The organism is Stutzerimonas stutzeri (genome assembly GCF_019090095.1).
Classification (GTDB): domain Bacteria; phylum Pseudomonadota; class Gammaproteobacteria; order Pseudomonadales; family Pseudomonadaceae; genus Stutzerimonas; species Stutzerimonas stutzeri_AN.
This window is the reverse complement of the sequence record NZ_JAGQFP010000003.1, coordinates 128,477-147,720: the sequence shown is the minus strand read 5'-3', so window position 1 is coordinate 147,720 and position 19,244 is coordinate 128,477. Positions and strand designations below refer to the sequence as shown.

At 64.7% G+C, this 19,244-nt stretch carries 19 protein-coding genes and 1 pseudogene; 9 read left to right on the top strand and 11 right to left on the bottom strand.

What is annotated here, in order from left to right:
• Positions 1-91: 91 nt before the first annotated feature.
• The 4 genes from KVO92_RS20510 to lptM are packed head-to-tail and all read right to left on the bottom strand — an operon-like array spanning position 92 to position 3,024.
• Complete coding sequence (locus tag KVO92_RS20510; protein ID WP_217477440.1) at positions 92-787, bottom strand: DUF484 family protein; 696 nt, start codon at positions 785-787, stop codon at positions 92-94.
• Positions 784-1,614: a diaminopimelate epimerase gene (gene dapF, locus KVO92_RS20505; protein WP_217477439.1), complete on the bottom strand. Its 831-nt coding sequence runs from the start codon at positions 1,612-1,614 to the stop codon at positions 784-786. The genes KVO92_RS20510 and dapF overlap by 4 nt, the downstream gene beginning before the upstream one ends.
• A 10-nt stretch (positions 1,615-1,624) precedes the next feature.
• A complete protein-coding gene (lysA, locus tag KVO92_RS20500) occupies positions 1,625-2,872 on the bottom strand; it encodes a diaminopimelate decarboxylase (RefSeq protein ID WP_217477438.1) in 1,248 nt (415 codons plus the stop codon).
• A gap of 11 nt (positions 2,873-2,883) precedes the next feature.
• Positions 2,884-3,024 carry an LPS translocon maturation chaperone LptM gene (lptM, locus tag KVO92_RS20495; protein WP_217477437.1) on the bottom strand — a complete coding sequence of 47 codons (141 nt, stop codon included), beginning with the start codon at positions 3,022-3,024 and terminating at the stop codon, positions 2,884-2,886.
• A gap of 199 nt (positions 3,025-3,223) precedes the next feature.
• Between lptM and cyaY the strand changes: the two genes are divergently transcribed.
• Positions 3,224-3,556 (top strand): iron donor protein CyaY, encoded by a 333-nt coding sequence (gene cyaY, locus KVO92_RS20490; RefSeq protein WP_217477436.1) that lies wholly within the window; start codon positions 3,224-3,226, stop codon positions 3,554-3,556.
• Between the two features lie 157 nt (positions 3,557-3,713).
• Entirely contained in the window at positions 3,714-4,121 is a 408-nt protein-coding gene (gene rnk / locus KVO92_RS20485) for a nucleoside diphosphate kinase regulator (RefSeq protein ID WP_217477435.1), read from the top strand.
• A gap of 29 nt (positions 4,122-4,150) precedes the next feature.
• On the opposite strand, the gene KVO92_RS20480 is transcribed toward rnk, so the two are convergent.
• The 3 genes and pseudogenes from KVO92_RS20480 to KVO92_RS20470 all read right to left on the bottom strand — a co-directional run.
• Entirely contained in the window at positions 4,151-6,982 is a 2,832-nt protein-coding gene (locus KVO92_RS20480; RefSeq protein WP_217477434.1) for a class I adenylate cyclase, read from the bottom strand.
• Positions 6,983-7,136: 154 nt separating this feature from the next.
• Positions 7,137-7,382: a TIGR02647 family protein gene (locus tag KVO92_RS20475; protein WP_217477433.1), complete on the bottom strand. Its 246-nt coding sequence runs from the start codon at positions 7,380-7,382 to the stop codon at positions 7,137-7,139.
• A 76-nt stretch (positions 7,383-7,458) separates the two neighbouring features.
• Positions 7,459-7,716: pseudogene (locus KVO92_RS20470) on the bottom strand (hypothetical protein); the annotation flags it as partial.
• Between the two features lie 153 nt (positions 7,717-7,869).
• Between KVO92_RS20470 and KVO92_RS20465 the strand changes: the two are divergent.
• Complete coding sequence (locus KVO92_RS20465) at positions 7,870-8,835, top strand: magnesium transporter CorA family protein (RefSeq protein ID WP_217477431.1); 966 nt, start codon at positions 7,870-7,872, stop codon at positions 8,833-8,835.
• Here KVO92_RS20465 and KVO92_RS20460 read toward each other — a convergent pair whose 3' ends face one another.
• From KVO92_RS20460 to argH, 4 genes are all read right to left on the bottom strand, one after another.
• A complete protein-coding gene (locus tag KVO92_RS20460) occupies positions 8,836-9,363 on the bottom strand; it encodes a hypothetical protein (protein ID WP_217477430.1) in 528 nt (175 codons plus the stop codon).
• Positions 9,364-9,447: 84 nt separating this feature from the next.
• Positions 9,448-10,623 (bottom strand): NnrS family protein, encoded by a 1,176-nt coding sequence (locus tag KVO92_RS20455; protein ID WP_217477429.1) that lies wholly within the window; start codon positions 10,621-10,623, stop codon positions 9,448-9,450.
• A gap of 12 nt (positions 10,624-10,635) precedes the next feature.
• On the bottom strand, positions 10,636-11,115 hold the full coding sequence (locus KVO92_RS20450) for a GNAT family N-acetyltransferase (RefSeq protein ID WP_217477428.1): 480 nt from the start codon (positions 11,113-11,115) through the stop codon (positions 10,636-10,638).
• A 127-nt stretch (positions 11,116-11,242) separates the two neighbouring features.
• Entirely contained in the window at positions 11,243-12,637 is a 1,395-nt protein-coding gene (gene argH / locus KVO92_RS20445; protein ID WP_217477427.1) for an argininosuccinate lyase, read from the bottom strand.
• Positions 12,638-12,998: 361 nt separating this feature from the next.
• On the opposite strand from argH, the gene KVO92_RS20440 reads away from it, so the two are divergent.
• The 6 genes from KVO92_RS20440 (at position 12,999) to KVO92_RS20415 (ending at position 19,214) form a co-directional block, all read left to right on the top strand.
• Positions 12,999-14,081 (top strand): sensor histidine kinase, encoded by a 1,083-nt coding sequence (locus KVO92_RS20440; RefSeq protein ID WP_217477426.1) that lies wholly within the window; start codon positions 12,999-13,001, stop codon positions 14,079-14,081.
• A complete protein-coding gene (locus tag KVO92_RS20435) occupies positions 14,078-14,824 on the top strand; it encodes a LytR/AlgR family response regulator transcription factor (RefSeq protein ID WP_217477425.1) in 747 nt (248 codons plus the stop codon). Before KVO92_RS20440 ends, KVO92_RS20435 begins: the two co-directional genes overlap by 4 nt.
• 152 nt (positions 14,825-14,976) lie before the next feature.
• On the top strand, positions 14,977-15,915 hold the full coding sequence (hemC, locus tag KVO92_RS20430) for a hydroxymethylbilane synthase (protein ID WP_217477424.1): 939 nt from the start codon (positions 14,977-14,979) through the stop codon (positions 15,913-15,915).
• Positions 15,912-16,682 (top strand): uroporphyrinogen-III synthase, encoded by a 771-nt coding sequence (locus tag KVO92_RS20425; protein ID WP_217477423.1) that lies wholly within the window; start codon positions 15,912-15,914, stop codon positions 16,680-16,682. The genes hemC and KVO92_RS20425 overlap by 4 nt, the downstream gene beginning before the upstream one ends.
• A gap of 16 nt (positions 16,683-16,698) precedes the next feature.
• The gene (locus tag KVO92_RS20420) at positions 16,699-17,994 is read left to right on the top strand and encodes a uroporphyrinogen-III C-methyltransferase (RefSeq protein ID WP_423836248.1); all 1,296 of its coding nucleotides are present in this window, start codon (positions 16,699-16,701) and stop codon (positions 17,992-17,994) included.
• The gene (locus KVO92_RS20415; protein WP_217477422.1) at positions 17,991-19,214 is read left to right on the top strand and encodes a heme biosynthesis HemY N-terminal domain-containing protein; all 1,224 of its coding nucleotides are present in this window, start codon (positions 17,991-17,993) and stop codon (positions 19,212-19,214) included. The genes KVO92_RS20420 and KVO92_RS20415 overlap by 4 nt, the downstream gene beginning before the upstream one ends.
• The last annotated feature ends 30 nt before the right edge of the window (positions 19,215-19,244 follow it).

The window sequence follows — 19,244 nt, the reverse complement described above, 5'->3', positions numbered from 1 at the left end:
CCATCCGCGCCGATCGCCAGACGCCAACCCACTCGAACGTCGGATTACGCCTTCGGCTAATCCAACCTACGCTGGCGGGTCTGCGGCGGTTTCAGCGCACCGAGCGCAGCGGGGTGGAGTAATTCGGCAGCACCCGCGTCAGTACTTCGGCGATGTAACTGAGGAACAGAGTACCCAGCGAGCTCTTGTAGTGTTGCGGATCCTGGCTGCCTATCGCCAGGATACCTTGCTGCTGACTGAGCGCGACCACGGCAGCCGAGCCGATGCCGCTGCTGTCCTCTTCACCGAAGAGGAACGCCAGCTCATGCGGACGTAGCACACCGCAGATGGTCTTGCTGCTGCCGAGCAGGCCGCCGATCGCCTGCTGGGCTTCGGTCGCGGTCACGCTACGGCCAACCGGCAGCGGGGTTTCGCTGAACAGGATGAGACTGACGTAGGGCACCTGGAATTCGTGCCGCAGGCTCTCATCCACCGCGCCGATCACCTCTTCCAGGCTGTTGGCGTCGAGCAGGTCGAGTACCAGGCGGCGGGTCTTGTCGAACAGCCGGTCGTTGTCGCGGGCAACATCCATCAGTTGCGACAGCCGATGGCGCATTTCGATGTTGCGCTCGCGCAGCAGCTTGACCTGACGCTCGACCAGCGACACCGCCCCACCGGGCAAATGCGGGATGCGCAGTTCGGGAATCAATTCATCGTGATCGACAAAGAATTCCGGGTGGGCGCGCAGGTAAGCCGCGACGGTTTCGGCGTCCGGCAGCTGCGGCTTGTCCTGGTTTTGCTCGGTCATAGGCGAACTTGTCCTTCGAAAACACGAACGGCGGGGCCGGTCATCATAACCGGCTGTCCCGTACCTGCCCATTCGATGGACAGACGGCCACCAGGCAGATCGATCTGCACCGGCGAATCCATCCAGCCCTGGCGGATTGCGGCCACTGCCGCGGCGCAGGCGCCGGTGCCGCAGGCCTGGGTTTCGCCGGCACCGCGCTCCCAGACACGCAGTTTTGCGTGCTGGCGATCAACGACCTGGAGGAAACCCGCGTTGACCCGCTGCGGGAAGCGCGGGTGATGCTCGATCTTCGGGCCCAGCTCGTGCACCGGCGCGGTGGTGACATCGTCCACGCGTAACACGGCGTGCGGATTGCCCATCGATAGCGCCGCGATCTCCAGCGCTTGACCCTCGACACTCAGCGGATAGCTGAGGGCCTCGCCATCGGCCTGGAACGGAATATCGGCCGGCACCAGGCGCGGCGCGCCCATGTCGACGCTGATCTGCCCGTCGGGACGAATGTTCAGCTCGATGATGCCGCCCTTGGTCTCGACCCGGATGTGCCGCTTCATCGTCAGGCGCTTGTCGAGCACGAAGCGGGCGAAACAGCGCGCACCATTGCCGCATTGCTCCACTTCCGAGCCATCGGAGTTGAAGATGCGGTAGCGGAAGTCGACATCGGGATCGTGCGGGGGCTCGACCAGCAACAGCTGATCGAAGCCCACACCGGTATGCCGATCACCCCATTGCTTGGCGTGCTTGGGCTGGATATGCGCGTGCTGGCTGATCAGGTCGATGACCATGAAATCGTTGCCCAGGCCGTGCATCTTGGTAAAACGCAAAAGCATCGTCGTGGCCTCAGGCAGGCAGCAGGCTTTCGCCAGCGTATAGCTCCTGCACGCTTTCGCGGCGGCGCACTTCGTAGGCGTCTTCCCCGTCCACCAGCACCTCGGCGGCGCGGCCGCGGGTGTTGTAGTTCGAACTCATGACGAAACCATAGGCGCCTGCCGAGCGAACGGCCAGCAGATCGCCTTCGGCGAGGACCAGCGGCCGCTCCTTGGCGAGGAAGTCGCCGGTTTCGCAGATCGGCCCGACGATGTCGTAGTGACGTGCCTGGCCGTCGCGCGGCTGCACCGGCACCACGTCCATCCAGGCCTGGTACAGCGCCGGGCGGATCAGGTCGTTCATCGCCGCATCGACGATGGCGAAGTCCTTGTGCTCGGTGTGCTTGAGGTATTCCACGCGGGTCAGCAGCACGCCGGCGTTGGCGACGATCGAGCGTCCGGGTTCGAACACCAGTGCCAGGTCGCGGCCGTCGATGCGTTTGCGCACCGCCTGGATATAGTCGCCGGCCAATGGCGGCTGCTCCTCGCGGTAGCGCACACCGAGCCCGCCGCCCAGGTCCAGGTGGCGGATGCGGATGCCACGTACGGCCAGGCGGTCGATCAGCGCCAGCAGGCGATCGAGTGCGTCGAGGAACGGTGGCAGCGTGGTCAGCTGCGAGCCGATGTGGCAGTCGACACCGATCACTTCGATATGGCTCAGCTCATGAGCACGGCCATAGACCGCGTCGGCATTGGCGATGGCGATACCGAACTTGTTTTCCTTGAGTCCGGTGGAGATGTACGGGTGCGTGCCGGCGTCCACATCGGGATTGACCCGCAGCGATACCGGCGCCACCACATCGAGCTCGGCAGCGACCTGCTGCAGACGCTCGAGCTCCTCGGTGGACTCGACGTTGAAACAATGCACACCGACTTGCAGCGCGCGGCGCATGTCGTCACGGCTCTTGCCTACACCGGAAAAGACGATGCGCTCCGGTTGGCCGCCGGCAGCGAGGACGCGCTCGAGCTCGCCGATGGAGACGATGTCGAACCCGGCCCCCAGGCGCGCCAGCACGTTCAGCACGCCGAGGTTCGAGTTCGCCTTCACGGCAAAGCAGACCAGATGGGGCATGCCTTTCAGGGCGTCGGCATAGGCGTGGTACTGCGCCTCGATGTGGGCACGCGAGTAGACGTAAGTCGGGGTGCCGAAGCGTTGCGCGAGAGCGGGCAGCGCCACGCCCTCCGCGAAGAGTTGACCGTCGCGGTACGAGAAGGCCTCCATGGATGCCTCCTTTACAGTTCGAATCGGTCTTTGGAACGCTCTTTGGCCGTAGCCTCGTCGTCCGGGTGATAAAGCGGGCCTTTCTGGCCGCAGCCGCCGAGTGCGGACGCGAGAACCGCGAGTGCGATGAATGGAAGCAATAGGCGCTTCATTGGGGAGCAATCCTTGGAAAATCGATGGCCGGAGTATACCCAGCACCCACCGGATTGCCTATGTGGGTGCGCGCGTCAGCGGACATATCGCCTGCCGTCCGGGCCATCGCTCGCTAGACGCGGCGGTGGCCTGCTAAGCTCGTCGGGATCGTCGGTGGCCGGGTGCCGCCGTGCACCCCGTACCGAAGGAAACCGATTCATGAGTTTGAGCGAAGCCCGCTTCCACGATCTTGTCGACGCCGTTCAGGAAGAAGTCGAGGATGTGTTCGATCACAGCGGCATGGATGTCGATCTGGACAACTCCGGTGGCGTGCTCACCGTGCGTTTCGAGAACGGCACGCAGCTGATCTTCAGCCGCCAGCCTCCGCTGCGCCAGCTCTGGGTCGCGGCGCGTTCGGGTGGGTTCCACTTCGATTACGACGAAGCCGCCTCGATGTGGATTTGCGACAGCAATGACGAGCGCCTTGGCGAATTGCTTGCGCGGGTCACGCAGGAACAGGGCGGTGAAGCGCTCGATTTCGAGGAGCTTTGAGGCGAGGCCGGACGGTCGCGAACCGGGCGACAGCCCTCACGCCCTTGCTTATTAAATTGGCTGTGTTAGGGTCGAGTTCAGGTTAAAAAACCCCGCCTTCGGGCGGGGTTTTGCTTTTTCTGACCTTTCACTTTTGTCCAGGAGTTGACCCAGACCCATGACCAGCGCACCGCCCATCATCATCACGCAACCCGACCTGCAGCGGCTCGAGCGAATGCTCGATGGCCTGGCTGACTATGGTCCGGCCGCCGAGGCGCTCGAAGAAGAGTTGTCCCGTGCTCAGGTGGTCGAGCGCAGCGAACTGGCCGCTGGTGTGGTATCGATGAACTCACGTGTCCATTGTCGAGAAGAAGGCAGTGGCAAGGATTATCACCTGACCCTGGTCTATCCGCAGGACGCCGGGCGGGAGGGGACTGTCTCGGTGCTGGCGCCGGTCGGTACCGCGTTGCTGGGCATGAGCGTCGGCCAGCACATCGACTGGCCGACGCCGGGCGGCAAGGTGCTCAAGCTGACGCTGCTGGCGGTCGAGTACCAACCCGAAGCGGCAGGTGACGTCGGCCTGTGAGGCCTGGGCGTGGCTCGCGCCACGCCTGATCAGAGATCGGCCAGCGCCTGATTGAGCGCGGCTTCGAGATGCGCCTTGTAGCGCAGATGTTGCACGGTCTGGGTCTTGCCCCCGCCATGCAGGCCGGACAGATCGAGGTCGGTGATGTAGCAGGGATAGCGCTCGCCGCCGCTACGCTGGTCGAGAATATAGCGGGCCACCGCGGCGAAGAGTCCCGAGCCGTATTCCAGGCTGGAAAATTCCTGGTGGTTGCAATACAGCGTGACCTGCGAGCGGCCTTTCTCGCTGGGCTCGATGATGGCCTGGATGTCGTAGAACGGATCGCTGGCGTCCTCGCGTGGCGCCGCTCTGCGCTCGACCGTCAGCGGCCGGTCCGGCGAAGGCTGCAGCAGCCGGTAGAACAGGATGTCCATCGCTGCCAGACGGCTTTCCTCGAACGGCAGCTGCGTAGTGCGACGGTAGCTCACCGACTGCAGGAAGCGCAGTAGTGGCGTCAGCAGGCTCTGCTCGTCGCGATAGGGCAGCTGCTGACGCCACAGGGCGTTGAACTCATCCAGCACCGTCAGCTCCGCCGTCGCGCCGTGGAGGCGATAGAACACCTGCAGGCATTGCGTTCTGGCCTGGGCCAGGATCAGCGCGAGATCCAGCCCCTCCAGGGCGTGGCGATCCACCCGTACCGGGCGATCTCGCTGATGTGCCTCGCCCAGGTGATCGATCAGGGCCGGCAGGTCGCTGAGCTTCGTGTGCCGGACGTTGCGCGGGGTCAGGTCCAACAGATGAAAGTGCTGGCGAACCTGTAGCAGGTAGCGGCTCTCGCTCGCCTCGTCGAGCACGCCCTGAGCATCGCTGAACAGCGTTTCCACCCGCCGTGCGATGGCCAAGCCGGAATGGCGGCAGAAACAGCGCACCTGCAGAGCGGGACGCATGCCGCGCACCGGCAACTCGTCGAGGTAATCGCGCAAGCAGTCGGGCAATGCCGAGGGCCCTTCGTAGCGGCTGGCAATCAACTCATTCCAGCTGTTCAGCGTGAGCCGGTCGACACTCAGGACCAGGTTCTCCCGTGCTGCGCCATACCCGAACGGGTCGTTGCGCTCATCGAGCGAGAGTGGGTGCTCGGGGCTGAAAGGATCCAGCCCGATGTTCACCAGCAACAGGACCTGGGCCGGGACCGCTGCGGTCAACAACGCGTCCTCGGTCACGGCAGGTGGCGGCATGGGAAACGCTTGGCGCAGGTCGGTCAGCAGGGCAAACAGCTCAGCTTCGCTCAAGCCACTGTCGCCGGGGTGAAGCGCCACATGGGTCGCGCTGTCGACGATGCCGTTGCGATGGCACCAGCCGAGCAGCGGGATCAGCTCGCGCGAGCGCTTGAGTGGCGAAAAATGGGTCACTTCGCGGGCGTTCAGGCTGCCCTCGTACAGCGACCAGGAGACGTCGCCTGCCGCGTCGTAGCCCTGCACCAGCGTCAGGCTGTGCTCGGCCATGTCCGGCGAAATGCCCAGGTTGATCGCCTCGATCTTGCCCGCCTTGCGCTCGATCGCGGCGTGCAGGCGACGGCCGAGGACGGCGAAATCGCGGCCGTTGATGCTGCTGGTGATCTGCAGGCGGCGCGCGAACTCGCTGAGAAACCGGTAGGCGTAGGTCAGCTCGTTGACCAGCGCCCTGCGCTCCTGATCGACCTGGCGAGTTTTCCACTGGCTCCGCCGGTCGAGTTGGGCAAATTGTCGCTCGTCCCAACCCCAGTCGTGGGTGAGGCGCTCGAGCAACTGCCGCTTCCAGCCCTTGCTGCGACCGGTCATCGGGCGGCTCAGGGGCTTGTCGATCTTCAGATACAGGCAGCGGCGCAATAGCGCCAAGCGCTCCTGATCACCCCGTGCGATGAGATACGCCTCTATCCGGCGGTACGCGACGATGTAGGGATCCAGCTCGTCCAGTACCAGGTGATTGGCGTAGACCGCCTGTTTGAAGTCCAGGCTCAGGCAGCGCACCTGCGGGTGTTCGCTGGCATAGACCTCGACCAGCAGCAGCTTGAACAGCGACTTGTAGGGCGACTCTATGGCCTTGTACAGCTGCCACAGACCTGCACCCAGGTATTCGCCGGGCGGGATGTCGCCGAGGCTGCCGAGGTCCAGCACCTCTTCGCTGCGTATGAAGCGCTTGTCCAGCAGGGTGCGGACGTAGTGCTGGTAGCGATGTTCCTCATACGCGGGCACCAGCCACCACACCGGGGTACGGCCGCCGAGCCAGATGGCGGTTCGGTAGAACTCATCGAGCAGCAGATAATGCTGGGTGGTGCCGCAATCGTCGGAGGTCAGTTGCGCTTCGCGTGCGCCTTGGGCGAAGCGCATCGGATCGACCAGGAAGAAGTGCGCCTCGCAACCCTGTGTCGCCGCCCAGGCCTGAATCAGATCGCCCTTGCGCTGAAGTTCATCGAGTTGTGCCGGCGACAGGTCCGGGTCATGGCAGACCCAGACGTCCAGGTCGCTCTGCTCGCCCTGCGCGACCGTGCCCAGGCTGCCCATCAGGTACATGCCCTGAATTGGCTGAGAGGGCTTGCCCCGCAGCGGCCTGTAGGTAAACGAGCGGCTCAGGCGTTGGGCTTCGGCGAGGGTGTCGGCGTCCGGCTCGAAGCCGGCGAGGCCGGCCGGCGTGGTCCCCGATACATACCCCGGCAGGATCGGATGGTTAACGTGAAACAGCAGCGGCAACAGTTTCAGCACAGCCTGCTGGCGCGGCGACATGACTTGCCGTGTGCGCTCCAGGCGACCAGCGTTGACGGTCAGAAATCGATCACGGAGCGTGCCGAGCTCCTTGCGGTCTATGCCTTCTTCGAGCGCGGGGCGGATTTCCTGGTGGCGGGTCATTCAGGCATTTCACAGGCAAACGGTAGGGTGTCCGCCCTGGTGATCGAGGCAGCGAAGTGGAAAATAACATGGCATAGGCCGGAAGCAAAAAACCGCAGGCAGCTGCCGTCGGCGGACCGTGCAGCTGCGTTCTCGGGCGCGGCGGTGCGTCGTATCAGGCCGGCACCGTTTCCGAAAGAATGGTCAGCAGGCCTTGGGCATGCTCGGCAGCGTCGCGGCCGAGGCTGGTCAGGTAGCCACCGTCGGGTTGGCTGGTCAGGCCCTTGGCGTACAAGCGCTGCGCGGCGGCGACGGCTGCCTGGCCGGCATCCTTGTGTACTTTCAAGCCTTCCAGGGCGTTATCGAGGCTGAACAGGCTGAGGATTTCCAGCTCGGCGACCAGTTCTGGGGTGTATGACATGTCTGCTCCTCGGATGGTGGGCCTTGGCCCTGTCTGCGAAGTGTAGATGCTGCGCGCAAGCCTGCTTGCCCCAAGGCTATTGCGGTAGCTCGGGGAGGTTGCGCAGCATCGCTTCGTACCGTTCGCTGTCGAAGGGGCGATCCTCCTCGAGCATCTGGCGAATCTCTTCAGCCAGCACCAGGGCCATCAACTTGACGATTTCATCGCGCTCGTAGCCGACCAGCGTCAGCTTGTTCAACGTGGCCTGGGCGGCGGCGGGGTCGCCGGCCTCCAGCTGGTTTTCGATGGCCTGTATCAGGGTTTCTTCGGCGAACGTCTCGTCGTCTTCGGAAATGGTGTCGTTCATGTGTGATTCTCGTCAGGAAAGACTTGAGGGTCTGTTTTGCCGGGTCCCGGCAAGCTGGCGCCAGCAGGGACGCTTGTGCGAACGCTTCGCTCGGGGCGGTTTCTATTTCTACTATGGACTATCGAGAGCACGACGACAGCAATGATCACTCTGTATTGCCTTGAAGATGGCCTGTTGGTGCGGCGCGTTGGGCAGACCTCGCAGGCCTTGCCGGAAAACGTGCTATGGGTCGACCTGCTGTCGCCCGATCTGCAGGAAGAACGCTTTATCGAAGCGGCGCTTGGCGTGGATATCCCGACCCGTGAGGAATTGGCGGAGATCGAGGATTCCTCGCGCTTCTATGACGAGGACGGGGCGATTTTCATGACCACCACCGTGGTGATGGGCATCGCCGATCGACGTCCGGAAAACGCGGAGGTGACCTTCGTTCTGACCAAGCGCCGTCTGGTGACGGTGCGCTACAGCGAGCTCAGCGCCTTTCGCCAGTTCGAGGCCAAGCGCCTGCGCCAGCCATCGGCCTACGCGACCAGCCACCAGGTCTTCCTTGCGTTGGCCGACGCGGTGGTCGATCGCATCGCCGACGTGCTGGAAAGCGTTCAGGTCGAACTGCAGACGGTTTCACGCTGCATCTTCGATCAGCGCAAGGAACAGCGCACGGATCTGCAACAGATCATTCAGCGCCTCGGCCAGCACCGCTCGCTGCTGTCGCAGCTGGGCGAAAGCCTGTTCAGCGCGAACCGGTTGATCGCCTTCTACCGGTTGCATGCCGGCGAACCCAAGCAGGGTGTCGCCAAGGGCCTGCTCAAAGCGCTGGAGCGCGACGTGCGGTCGCTGGGCGAGCATCAGGCGCGACTGCTCGGCGACATTGCCTTCCTGCTCGATGCCACCCTGGGGCTGATCAACATCGAGCAGAACGCCATTATCAAGGTGTTCTCCATCGCCGCGGTGCTGTTTCTGCCGCCGACGTTGGTGGGCACGGTGTATGGCATGAACTTCGAGCACATGCCGGAGCTCGGCTGGCCGTTCGGCTATCCGATGGCGCTGGGCATGATGGTGGTGTCGGCGATCATTCCCTACGCCTGGTTCAAGTTTCGCGACTGGCTCTGATCAGCCGAAGAAATAGAGCACCACGCAAAACACACCGAGCAATGTCCAGACGCTGCCGAAGATGACCGGGGTGCGCAGGGAGAACATCAGGGTGCGTTTGTAGCGCTTGCCGCCGGCCGGGCTATTGCCCTCGCCGAACAGTGCCGAGTCGCGGTTGGGCAGCAGGCCGACCTGGCCTTCCGTCTGCAGCAGTTCGGCCTGTTTCTGATGCCAGCGCTCGATCACGTCGTAGCTGGCGCGGATGCCCGGTATCGCATGCAGCGAGGTGATCAGCCCGAGCATGGCCAGCACGGTCGGCACCACCAGCCGAAACAGGCTGCCCCACTCCTGGTTGGTATTGGCCATCGAGGAGGCGAACGCGATGATCAGAAACGACTGGGACGACAGGTAGCCGCTGGTACGGCTGGCCAGCAGCGTCGATTCGAAGTGGATTTCCGATCGATAGAAGTTCAGGCGTTCCTTGGGCGAGTCGAAGACTTCGGCACCCTGGGTGTCCTGATTCAGCAGCAGTGTCTTGAGATCGGGCATGCGGGGCTCGGCGAGTGCGGCGGCCATCAACGAGCCGTCGTTGCATGTAGGTCAAGCGCAATGCCCGAGAGTTCCGGTCGGAACCTAGCGGTGGGTGCCGCCGCGCGGGCTGTTCGCGTGTGCACCCCGGCAGCGCCAGAGCAGCACAGCCAGCGCCAGGAAGGCCAGCGACCAGCAGCCAGCGGCGACCAGCAGCCAGGCCGGTCGCGGCTGGCCCAGCAGGGCGGGCAGCACACGCGTCAGGGCCGCCAGGCTGATCAGCGGCGCCACGGCTTGTATCCAGGGCTGAGCGGCTGCGTCGCGAAATCGGTAGACCAGCTGCGTGCGAGCCATGACCGCGAAGGTCAGGCTGCCCAGCGCGCCGACGGTCAGCGCATGCAGCGTTGCGCTCGCCGGCAAGCCCGGCAGCAGCACGCCGAGGCCGAGTAGCAGCAGACCGATGGCGAGCCAGGCGTAGCCGAGCAGCAATGCCAGCAGATCCGGGCGAGTGCAGCGCCAGGGCTGCCAGCGCAGCAGGCGTATGGTCGTGAGTACGGCCGTCGCGACCAGCACGGCCCCGGTCAGCTGCCGGGTGAGTGGCCAGGGCAGCAGGTTCAACAGCAAGGCGAGCCCCAGCAGCACCAGTCCTGCGCCTTCGACAGCCGGCTGCACCCGCGCATCGAGCCGCCAGCCCCGGCCTTGCGCGTACCCGGCGATGGCCGGCGCGATGATCCGTCCACCCATGAAGAACATCAGCGTGGCGAGCAGCAACAGCGCCTCGGCGAGCATCAACTGGTCGACGTGGCGCCCGATACCGCTGCTGGCGATGACGCTGACCAGGCTCAGTCCGGCGACCACCGGAGCGACCATTTGATTGCGCCATTTCTTCGCGGCGCCGAGAAAGCGCGGCAGCACCGTCCAGGCAAGACCCGCGGCAAAGGCGGTGGCACTCGCCAGCGCCAGCCAGGAGTCCGGCCAGAACAGATAGCTTGCGCGTGCCAGTGCCCAGCAGCCGAGCAGGCAGAGGGTGCGTCGCGGCGGCTGCGGCCCGAGCAGGTAACCGGCAACTACCGCCAGAGCGAAGCCGAAGAGCATTTCGTGCGCATGACCAGCAGGCGCGGCCAGGCCGGGCAGCGCGGGTATCAGGCCGAGCAGCGTCAACACCGAGAGCGGCAGGATCAGCGTCGCATAAAGCGCGGCCGCCGGAAAGAACCAGGCATTGGCAAAGGGCAGGCGGGGCGCGCGTGGCCGCTCTGTTTCGACCGATTTCCGGACAGCCATGCGCGTGCGGGATCAGCCCGCTGCGAACGCCGTCAGGGCGTCGCCGGTCAAGCGGTAGCCGATCCACTCGTGCTGTGGTCTGGCGCCTATCGACTCATAGAAGTCGATGGCTGGCTGGTTCCAGTCCAGCACCGACCATTCGAAGCGCCCGCAGCCGCGTGCCACTGCCAGTTGCGCCAGATGCCGCAACAGTGCCTTGCCGGCGCCGATGCCACGCTGCTGCGGCGTGACGTAGAGGTCTTCCAGATAGAGGCCGTGCTTGCCCAGCCAGGTCGAGTAGTTGAAGAAATACACGGCGTAGCCGATGGGCTCGCCGTCACGCTCGCAGATCAGGCCATGGGCCGTGCTGCCGTCTGCGAACAGGCTGTTCTCGATGCCGGCAACGTCGGTTTTTACCTCGTGCTCGGCCTTTTCGTAGATCGCCAGATCAGTGATGAAGCGCAGGATCAGCGCGGCGTCGTCGCGGGTGGCGGGACGGATGTTCAGGGACATGATGGCTCCGAAAAGAGGTCGCCGGTGTGGTGTCAGTGCCGTAGTGGGAGCGGTCTTGACCGCGAACAGGTTTCTGCACGCCTTCGCGGTCGAGACCGCTCCCACACGATCGGATGACGAAACGGTGTCAGCGCTGGGCCAGCAGCTCGCGCCCACGCTGGACAGCTGCGCGTACCTGCGCCGGAGCGGTGCCGCCGATGTGGTCGCGGGCGTTCACCGAACCTTCCAGGGTCAGCACGGCGAAGACATCGTCGCCGATCTGGTCGCTGAACTGGCGCAGCTCGTCGAGGCTCATCTCGGCCAGGTCCTTGCCGGTCTGCACGCCGTACTTCACCGCATGGCCGACGATTTCGTGGCAGTCGCGGAACGGCAGGCCCTTGCGTACCAGGTAGTCAGCCAGATCGGTCGCCGTGGAGAAGCCGCGCAGCGCCGCTTCGCGCATGATTTCGCGCTTGGGCTTGATGGCGGGGACCATGTCGGCAAAGGCGCGCAGCGAGTCGCGCAGGGTGTCGGCGGCGTCGAACAGCGGCTCCTTGTCTTCCTGGTTGTCCTTGTTGTAAGCCAGTGGCTGGCCTTTCATCAGCACCAGCAGGCCGCTCAGGGCGCCGAACACGCGGCCGGTCTTGCCGCGCACCAGTTCCGGCACGTCCGGGTTCTTCTTTTGCGGCATGATCGAGGAGCCGGTGCAGAAGCGGTCCGGCAAGTCGATGAACTGGAACTGCGCGCTGGTCCAGAGCACCAGCTCTTCGGAGAAGCGCGACAGGTGCATCATTGCCACCGAGGCGGCGGCGCAGAATTCGATAGCAAAGTCGCGATCCGAAACGCCGTCCAGCGAGTTGCCGGAGATCGCTTCGAAACCCAACAATTCGCAAGTGATTTCCCGCTGGATTGGGTAAGTCGTGCCGGCCAGCGCGGCCGAGCCCAGCGGCATGCGGTTGGTGCGCTTGCGGCAGTCGACCAGGCGCTCGTAGTCGCGGCTGAGCATCTCGAACCAGGCCAGGAGGTGATGACCGAAGGTCACGGGCTGGGCAGTTTGCAGGTGGGTGAAGCCGGGCATGATGGTGTCGGCTTCGGCCTCGGCGAGACCCAGCAGGCCCTGCTGCAGACGGGTAATTTCGCCGAGGATGGTGTCGATCTCGTCGCGCAGCCACAGGCGGATGTCGGTGGCCACCTGGTCGTTGCGCGAGCGGCCGGTGTGCAACTTCTTGCCGGTCACGCCGATGCGGTCGGTCAGACGCGCCTCGATGTTCATGTGCACATCTTCCAGATCGACGCGCCAGTCGAAGGTGCCGGCCTCGATTTCGCTCTGGATGTCCTTCAGGTTGGCGATAATCTGGTCGCGCTCATCGGCGCTCAGCACGCCGGCCTTTTCCAGCATGGTGGCGTGGGCAATCGAGCCCATGATGTCGTGGCGGTAGAGGCGCTTGTCGAACTCGACGGAGGCGGTGAATCGGGCGACGAAGGCGTCGACGGGCTCGCTGAAACGGCCGCCCCAGGACTGGTTGGTCTTGTCGGTGCTCATGAATGCGCTCGCAGAAATCGGATGGACATGGAAACGCGGATAATAACAGGCTTGCGTCCGCCGTCCGCGCCCCTGCACGAGGTCTGTCGCCATCCGGGCATGTCCGCACTCAACGACGACAAGGGCGGTTATCTCTCGGCTGGCCGCGCTCGTTGTCGCGCCTCTCGGATGCTCGGCTTGGTTCGGAGTCGGTCTGCCATCAGGACGACCAGCGTCGAAACGCGCCTTTGCGCAGATGGGCGTCGAAGTGGCGAGCAATGCTCATCTCGGGCCGACGTGGAACCGATAGACTGGCGGCTTTAGGCGCATCGCGTGCGCCTGAATGTATCCGGTCATCCATCGGGGGCGCGCCAGTCGAACCATGCCAAGAGAAACGCTCAACCGCACATCACCCGTGGCGCCCGCCGACGACTTCTTCGTGCCGGAGTTGTGCCAGCCGGAGGCGCTGCTGGGTCTGGTGCTGCTTGCCGAGTTGCTGGTGCTGGTACTGGTCTTGGCCGAGCCGATGCAGCCCGGGTTCAACTGGATGCGTCTGGCGCTGACGTCCTTGTTCGTCCAGTGGGTGATGCTGCTCTCGGCCGGGCTGACGTGCCAGTTGCGTCCGCTGCTGGCACGGCTGCGGCCATGGCTGGCCGGCTTGGTGTGTTGCGCGATGGTGGTCGGACTGACGCTGGCCTGCACCGCGGTGGCCGATATCTACCAGCTGGGCGGGCCCCTGACGCGGGTCGGCGAGGTCAATCTGTATCTGCGACATGCGCTGATCAGCCTGATCATGTCCGGACTGCTGCTGCGCTATTTCTATCTGCAGAGCCAGTGGCGCCGCCAGGAGCAGGCGGAGTTGAAGGCCCGCATCGAGTCGCTGCAGGCACGGATTCGCCCGCATTTTCTGTTCAACAGCCTGAACAGCATCGCCAGTCTGGTGGTGACCGACCCGGTCAAGGCCGAGCAAGCGGTACTGGACCTGTCCGATCTGTTTCGCGCCAGCCTGGCGCGGCCCGGTAGCCTGGTGCCCTGGCGTGATGAACTGGACCTGTCGCGTCGCTACTTGTCGATCGAGCAGTACCGGCTAGGCGAGCGGCTACGGGTCGAGTGGCAGGTCGAAGATGTCCCGGATGATCTGCCGATTCCTCAGCTGACCTTGCAGCCCTTGCTGGAAAATGCGCTTATTCACGGAATCCAGCCGCGAATCGATGGCGGGGTGATCAGCGTGGCGGCGCATTATGCCGATGGCGTGTTTCATCTGGAGGTCAGCAACCCTTTCGATGAAAACGCTCAAACCCTTTCACCACGGGGCACCCAGCAGGCTCTGCACAATATAGACGCACGATTAACGGCACTTTTCGGTCCCGCAGCGAGTCTCAGCGTGAAGCGGCATAACGCCCGTTACTACACCTGTCTACGCTATCCGTGTGCGACACAAAAGCAGGAAGCCAGAACCATATGAATGTGCTGATTGTCGATGACGAACCTCTAGCCCGCGAGCGCCTCAGCCGACTGGTAGGTGATCTTGACGGCTATCGTGTCCTGGAACCTTCCGCCTCCAACGGTGAGGAGGCGTTGTCCCTGATCGAGGAACAGCGTCCCGATATCGTGTTGCTGGATATCCGTATGCCAGGTCTCGATGGTCTCCAGGTCGCCGCCAAGCTGTGCGAACGCGATGCCCCGCCGGCTGTGATCTTCTGCACGGCGCACGATGAATTCGCCCTGGATGCCTTCCAGGTCAGTGCGGTGGGCTACCTGGTCAAGCCAGTGCGTCCCGAGCATCTGGCCGAGGCGTTGAAGAAGGCCGAGCGGCCCAACCGCGTCCAGCTTGCGGCGCTGACCCGGCCGGCCGCGGTGTCAGGGACCGGGCCGCGCAGCCATATCAGCGCCCGGACTCGCAAGGGCATCGAGCTGATTCCACTGCCCCAGGTGATCTATTTCATCGCCGACCACAAGTACGTCACCCTGCGTCACGAGGGCGGCGAAGTGCTGCTGGACGAGCCGCTCAAGGCACTGGAAGACGAATTCGGCGACCGTTTCGTGCGTATTCATCGCAACGCACTGGTGTATCGCGACCGCATCGAGCGGTTGCAGCGCACGCCGCTGGGGCATTTCCAGCTGTTCCTCAAGGGACTTGAAGGCGAACCGCTGACCGTGAGCCGGCGGCATGTCGCCGGGGTGCGCAAGTTGATGCAGAGCCTGTAAGCGGCGTCCGGCACTGATCGGCGCCGCCGATATTGGCGCCGTGTCCAGCCGAGCGCTGCGTCAGCAGGTCGCGTTTCCCTTGATTAGCGCCAACCCGGTCGCGGTGCCTGGCCTGTTATCATCGCCGGCAGTTCATTTGTCTGGATTTGCTCATGTCCCGCGAAATTCGCATCGCCACCCGCAAAAGTGCCCTGGCCCTGTGGCAGGCCGAGTACGTCAAGGCGCGCCTTGAGGCCGCCCATCCCGATGTGACCGTCAGCCTGGTGCCGATGGTCAGCCGTGGCGACAAGCTGCTGGATGCGCCACTGGCGAAAATCGGCGGCAAAGGGTTGTTCGTCAAGGAGCTGGAAACCGCGCTCATGGAAAACGAAGCGGACATCGCCGTGCATTCCATGAAGGACGTGCCGATGGAGTTCCCCGAAGGGCTCGGTCTGTATTGCATCTGTGAGCGGGAAGATCCGCGCGATGCGTTCGTCTCCAACCATTACCCAACGCTCGATGCATTGCCGGCCGGATCGGTGGTCGGCACCTCCAGCCTGCGCCGTCAGGCCCAGCTCCTGGCGCGTCGTCCGGATTTGAAAATCCAGTTCCTGCGTGGAAACGTCAACACCCGTCTCGCCAAGCTCGACGCGGGTGACTATGACGCGATCATCCTTGCCGCCGCCGGATTGATCCGGCTCGGGTTCGGCGAGCGCATCCGCTCGAGCATCAGCGTCGAAGACAGCCTGCCGGCGGGCGGGCAGGGCGCCGTCGGTATCGAGTGCCGGACCGGCGACACCGAGTTGCATCAATTGCTGCAGTGCATGAACGATCCGCACACCGCCGTCCGGGTCACTGCCGAGCGGGCATTGAACCGTCACCTGAACGGTGGCTGCCAGGTGCCCATCGCCTGCTACGCAGTGCTCGAGGGCGACCAGCTGTGGTTGCGCGGCCTGGTCGGACAGCCTGATGGGTCGCTGTTGCTGCGTGCCGATGACCGTGCCCCGGCCAGCGATGCAGAGGCGCTCGGTGTGCGCGTGGCGGACGCGTTGCTGGCGCAGGGCGCCGCCAGAATTCTGCAAGACGTCTATGGCGAGGCCGGCAAGGCGTGAGTGGCTGGCGTCTGCTGCTGACGCGCCCCGCTGAAGAGTGTGGGGCTCTGGCGGCGGCGCTTGCCGAGCGGGGAGTCCACAGCGCCAGCCTGCCATTGCTGGCCATCGAACCGCTTGCTGAAACAGCCGAGCAGCGCGCCATCCTGCTGAAGTTGCACCGTTACTGTGCGGTGATAGTGGTCAGCAAGCCCGCTGCCAGGCTGGGGCTGGCGTTGCTCGCGCGTTACCGGTTGCAGGCTCCCCCCGGCCAGGCCTGGTTCAGCGTGGGCGCCGCGACCGGATTGATTCTGAAAAACCACGGTCTGGATGTCAGCTGGCCCGCCGCGGGCGACGATAGCGAGGCGCTGCTGGCTTTGCCACGCCTCGCCGAGGCCCTCACCGTCGCGGCGCCCAGGGTATTGCTGCTGCGTGGCGAAGGCGGGCGCGAGCTGATCGTCGAGACGCTTCGCCAACGCGGCGTTCGGGTCGACAGCCTGGCGCTGTATCGTCGTCATTTGCCCCAGTACCCGTCCGGGACCTTGACCGACACGCTACGCTCGGAACGGCTGAACGCGGTGGTGGTCAGCAGTGGGCAGGGTTTGCAGTCATTGCATGAGTTGGCTGGACCCGACTGGCCGGCGGTGTGTGAACTACCCTTGTTTGTACCCAGCCCCCGGGTGGCCGAGATGGCCGCGACCCTGGGCGCCAAAATAATAGTGGACTGTCGCGGTGCCGGAGCCGCGGCGTTGCTGGCGGCTTTACGGGAGTATCCCGAGCCCGCCTCCTGACGCAAAGGATGGAAACGTGAGCGAAGTAGATTCCGATAACGCAGCGCAGCACCCCAAGGGTAGCGATACCGTCGGCCCGCAACAGCCGATCAAACCAGGCTCTGCGCAAGACCCGAAAGAGCCGAAAGGTCCGAAAGAGCCACCGAAGATGCCACCGCCGAAAGCATCGCCCGCCGCCGCCACGGCTGCGCCGCGCAGCGGCGGCAAGGGGTTGGCCGGGCTGGCGCTGCTGGTTGGCCTGGCTGGGCTGGCGGCAAGCGGATACAGCGTTTGGCAAACCCAGCAACTGACCGAGCAGGAGCGCCAGCAGCTCGAGTCGACGCAGGCGACACGCGAGCAGGCACGGCAGTTGGACCAGCGCAGCCAGGAACTGGCCAACCGCCTTGGCCGTCTGGAGCAGTTGCCCTCGGCCGAACAGCTGGAAGATCGTCGGCGTCTGCTGTCGGAACTGCAGAGCGACCAGCAACGTCTCGCCGGGCGCGTCGAGCAGGTGCTGGGCGCCAGCCGCGAGCAGTGGCGGCTGGCCGAGGCCGAGCATCTCTTGCGGATGGCGATGCTGCGTCTGTCTGCCATGCAGGACGTTAACAGCGCGAAATCGCTGCTTGTCGAAGCCGACCTGATACTGCGCAAGCAGGATGACCCGAGCGCCTACGGTGCCCGACAGAAACTGCTCGAAGGCCTCGAGGCGTTGCGCAGCTTGCCGGAGCTGGATCGGACCGGGTTGTTTCTGCAGCTGGGCGCGCTGCGCGGTCAGGCCAATCAGCTCAACGGTCTGGCACCGGAGTTCCAGAACGGCCCGGGCCAGCCGGAAGCACAGGGCGAAAGCCGCTGGCGCCATTGGCTGAACGAGCTGACCCGCTACGTGCGTATCGACTTCAATGCCGGCAACGACGTCAAACCCCTGCTTGCCGGCCAAAGCCTCGCTCAGGTGCGGCTGGCCCTGTCGTTGGCCATCGAGCAAGCGCAATGGGCCGTGCTCAACGGCAATCAGGAGGTCTACCGGCAGTCGCTCGACCAGGCCGCTCGCCTGATCGAGGACCACTTCAGCGAAGAGAACGGCCAGAGCCGCGGCCTGCGCGATCGCATCGAACAGCTCGCGAAGCGGGAAGTTTCCGTGACGCTGCCGGACCTGACGCCCGCCCTGCAAGCCATGCAGAGCTACGTGCAGAAGCGTGAATCCGCCGATGACGGTGCGCCTGCCGACGCTGGCGATGGGCAACGTGGTGAGCCGGCGGACCAGGCTGAACCGGCGGACAAGGCCGAGCAGCCGGCTGAGGCCGAGCCCGCCACCGAAGAGGGGCTGCGCACATGAAGCGATTGGCCATTGTCATTGTCCTGCTGCTGGCGGTCGTCGGCTTTGTTGGCTGGGCCATCTACCAGGACGCCGGTTATGTCCTGATCAGTTATGACCGCTTTCGCTACGAGTCCAGTTTCTGGATTTTCCTTGGGCTGATCGCCGTCCTCTGGCTATTGAGCATGCTGGTTCACCGGTTGCTGGGTGTGCTGCAGGCCTCCGGCGCGTTGGTCAACCCCTGGTCGCGGCGTCACCGCGCGAGGCGTGTGGCGAAGGCCTCACGGTCGGGCCTGCGCGAGCTGGCCGAAGGGCAGTGGAGCCAGGCCCTGGGTCATCTGCGTACCGCTGCGGAACACGATCGTCAGCCACTGGTGCATTACCTCGGAGCCGCACGGGCGGCCAGCGAGCTGGGGGAGTACGAGCAAAGTGACGAGTTGCTGCGCAAGGCACGCGAGCGCGAGCCTGAAGCCGGCCTGGCGGTTGGCCTGACACAGGCCCAGTTGCAGATCGCGCGCGGCCAGTACGTCGAGGCCCGCGAGTCGCTGCTGGCGTTGCATAACGAGCATCCGCGTCACCCCTACGTACTGACCCTGCTGCAACAGCTCTACGTCCAGTTGCAGGACTGGCCGGCTCTGTGTCGGCTGTTGCCGGAGTTGCGCAAGCACCGGGTGCTGCCGCCGGCGCGGCTGGACGAGCTCGAACTGCTGGCCTGGACCGCTGCCCTGGAGCAGGCGGCCACCCGTGACGATGCGCAGCAAGCGTTGCAGCAATGCTGGCAGACCGTGCCAAGCAAGTTGCGCAGCGAGCCGCTGCTGGTACGCGCCTATGCCGATGGTCTGGGACGCTCGGGCGCGGAGGACAAAGCCGAGGAGGTTCTATATGCCGCGCTCAAACGCCAGTTCGACGATCGCCTGATTGAGCGGTATGGCCGCGTGCGCGGGCGAGAGCCGGCGCGTCAGCTGGCGAACGCAGAGAGCTGGTTGAAGGCCCATCCCGACAACGCGCAATTGCTGCTTGCGCTTGGCCGCCTGAGCCTGCGCAACGAGTTCTGGGGCAAGTCGCGCGACTATCTGGAGGCCAGCCTGAGGCAAGAACACCGGGCCGAGACCTGCGCGGAGCTGGCGCGTCTGCTGTCGCAGCTGGGCGACAAGGAGCGCAGCAACCGGCTCTTCCAGGAAGGGCTGGGGCTGCTCGATCACTCCAGCAGCCAGCCGCTGCCGGTGGTCAGCAACGCCTAGCGAACCGGGCGCTACGGGACGTGACGCCCA

Coding starts and splice junctions, on each gene's coding strand:
- KVO92_RS20440 (WP_217477426.1), top strand. CDS start 12,999: ATGCCAAGAGAAACGCTCAACCGCACATCACCCGTGGCGCCCGCCGAC.
- KVO92_RS20455 (WP_217477429.1), bottom strand. CDS start 10,623: ATGGCTGTCCGGAAATCGGTCGAAACAGAGCGGCCACGCGCGCCCCGC.
- argH (WP_217477427.1), bottom strand. CDS start 12,637: ATGAGCACCGACAAGACCAACCAGTCCTGGGGCGGCCGTTTCAGCGAG.
- hemC (WP_217477424.1), top strand. CDS start 14,977: ATGTCCCGCGAAATTCGCATCGCCACCCGCAAAAGTGCCCTGGCCCTG.
- KVO92_RS20475 (WP_217477433.1), bottom strand. CDS start 7,382: ATGTCATACACCCCAGAACTGGTCGCCGAGCTGGAAATCCTCAGCCTG.
- dapF (WP_217477439.1), bottom strand. CDS start 1,614: ATGCTTTTGCGTTTTACCAAGATGCACGGCCTGGGCAACGATTTCATG.
- KVO92_RS20435 (WP_217477425.1), top strand. CDS start 14,078: ATGAATGTGCTGATTGTCGATGACGAACCTCTAGCCCGCGAGCGCCTC.
- lysA (WP_217477438.1), bottom strand. CDS start 2,872: ATGGAGGCCTTCTCGTACCGCGACGGTCAACTCTTCGCGGAGGGCGTG.
- KVO92_RS20480 (WP_217477434.1), bottom strand. CDS start 6,982: ATGACCCGCCACCAGGAAATCCGCCCCGCGCTCGAAGAAGGCATAGAC.
- KVO92_RS20450 (WP_217477428.1), bottom strand. CDS start 11,115: ATGTCCCTGAACATCCGTCCCGCCACCCGCGACGACGCCGCGCTGATC.
- lptM (WP_217477437.1), bottom strand. CDS start 3,024: ATGAAGCGCCTATTGCTTCCATTCATCGCACTCGCGGTTCTCGCGTCC.
- KVO92_RS20460 (WP_217477430.1), bottom strand. CDS start 9,363: ATGCCCGATCTCAAGACACTGCTGCTGAATCAGGACACCCAGGGTGCC.
- rnk (WP_217477435.1), top strand. CDS start 3,714: ATGACCAGCGCACCGCCCATCATCATCACGCAACCCGACCTGCAGCGG.
- KVO92_RS20415 (WP_217477422.1), top strand. CDS start 17,991: ATGAAGCGATTGGCCATTGTCATTGTCCTGCTGCTGGCGGTCGTCGGC.
- cyaY (WP_217477436.1), top strand. CDS start 3,224: ATGAGTTTGAGCGAAGCCCGCTTCCACGATCTTGTCGACGCCGTTCAG.
- KVO92_RS20465 (WP_217477431.1), top strand. CDS start 7,870: ATGATCACTCTGTATTGCCTTGAAGATGGCCTGTTGGTGCGGCGCGTT.
- KVO92_RS20510 (WP_217477440.1), bottom strand. CDS start 787: ATGACCGAGCAAAACCAGGACAAGCCGCAGCTGCCGGACGCCGAAACC.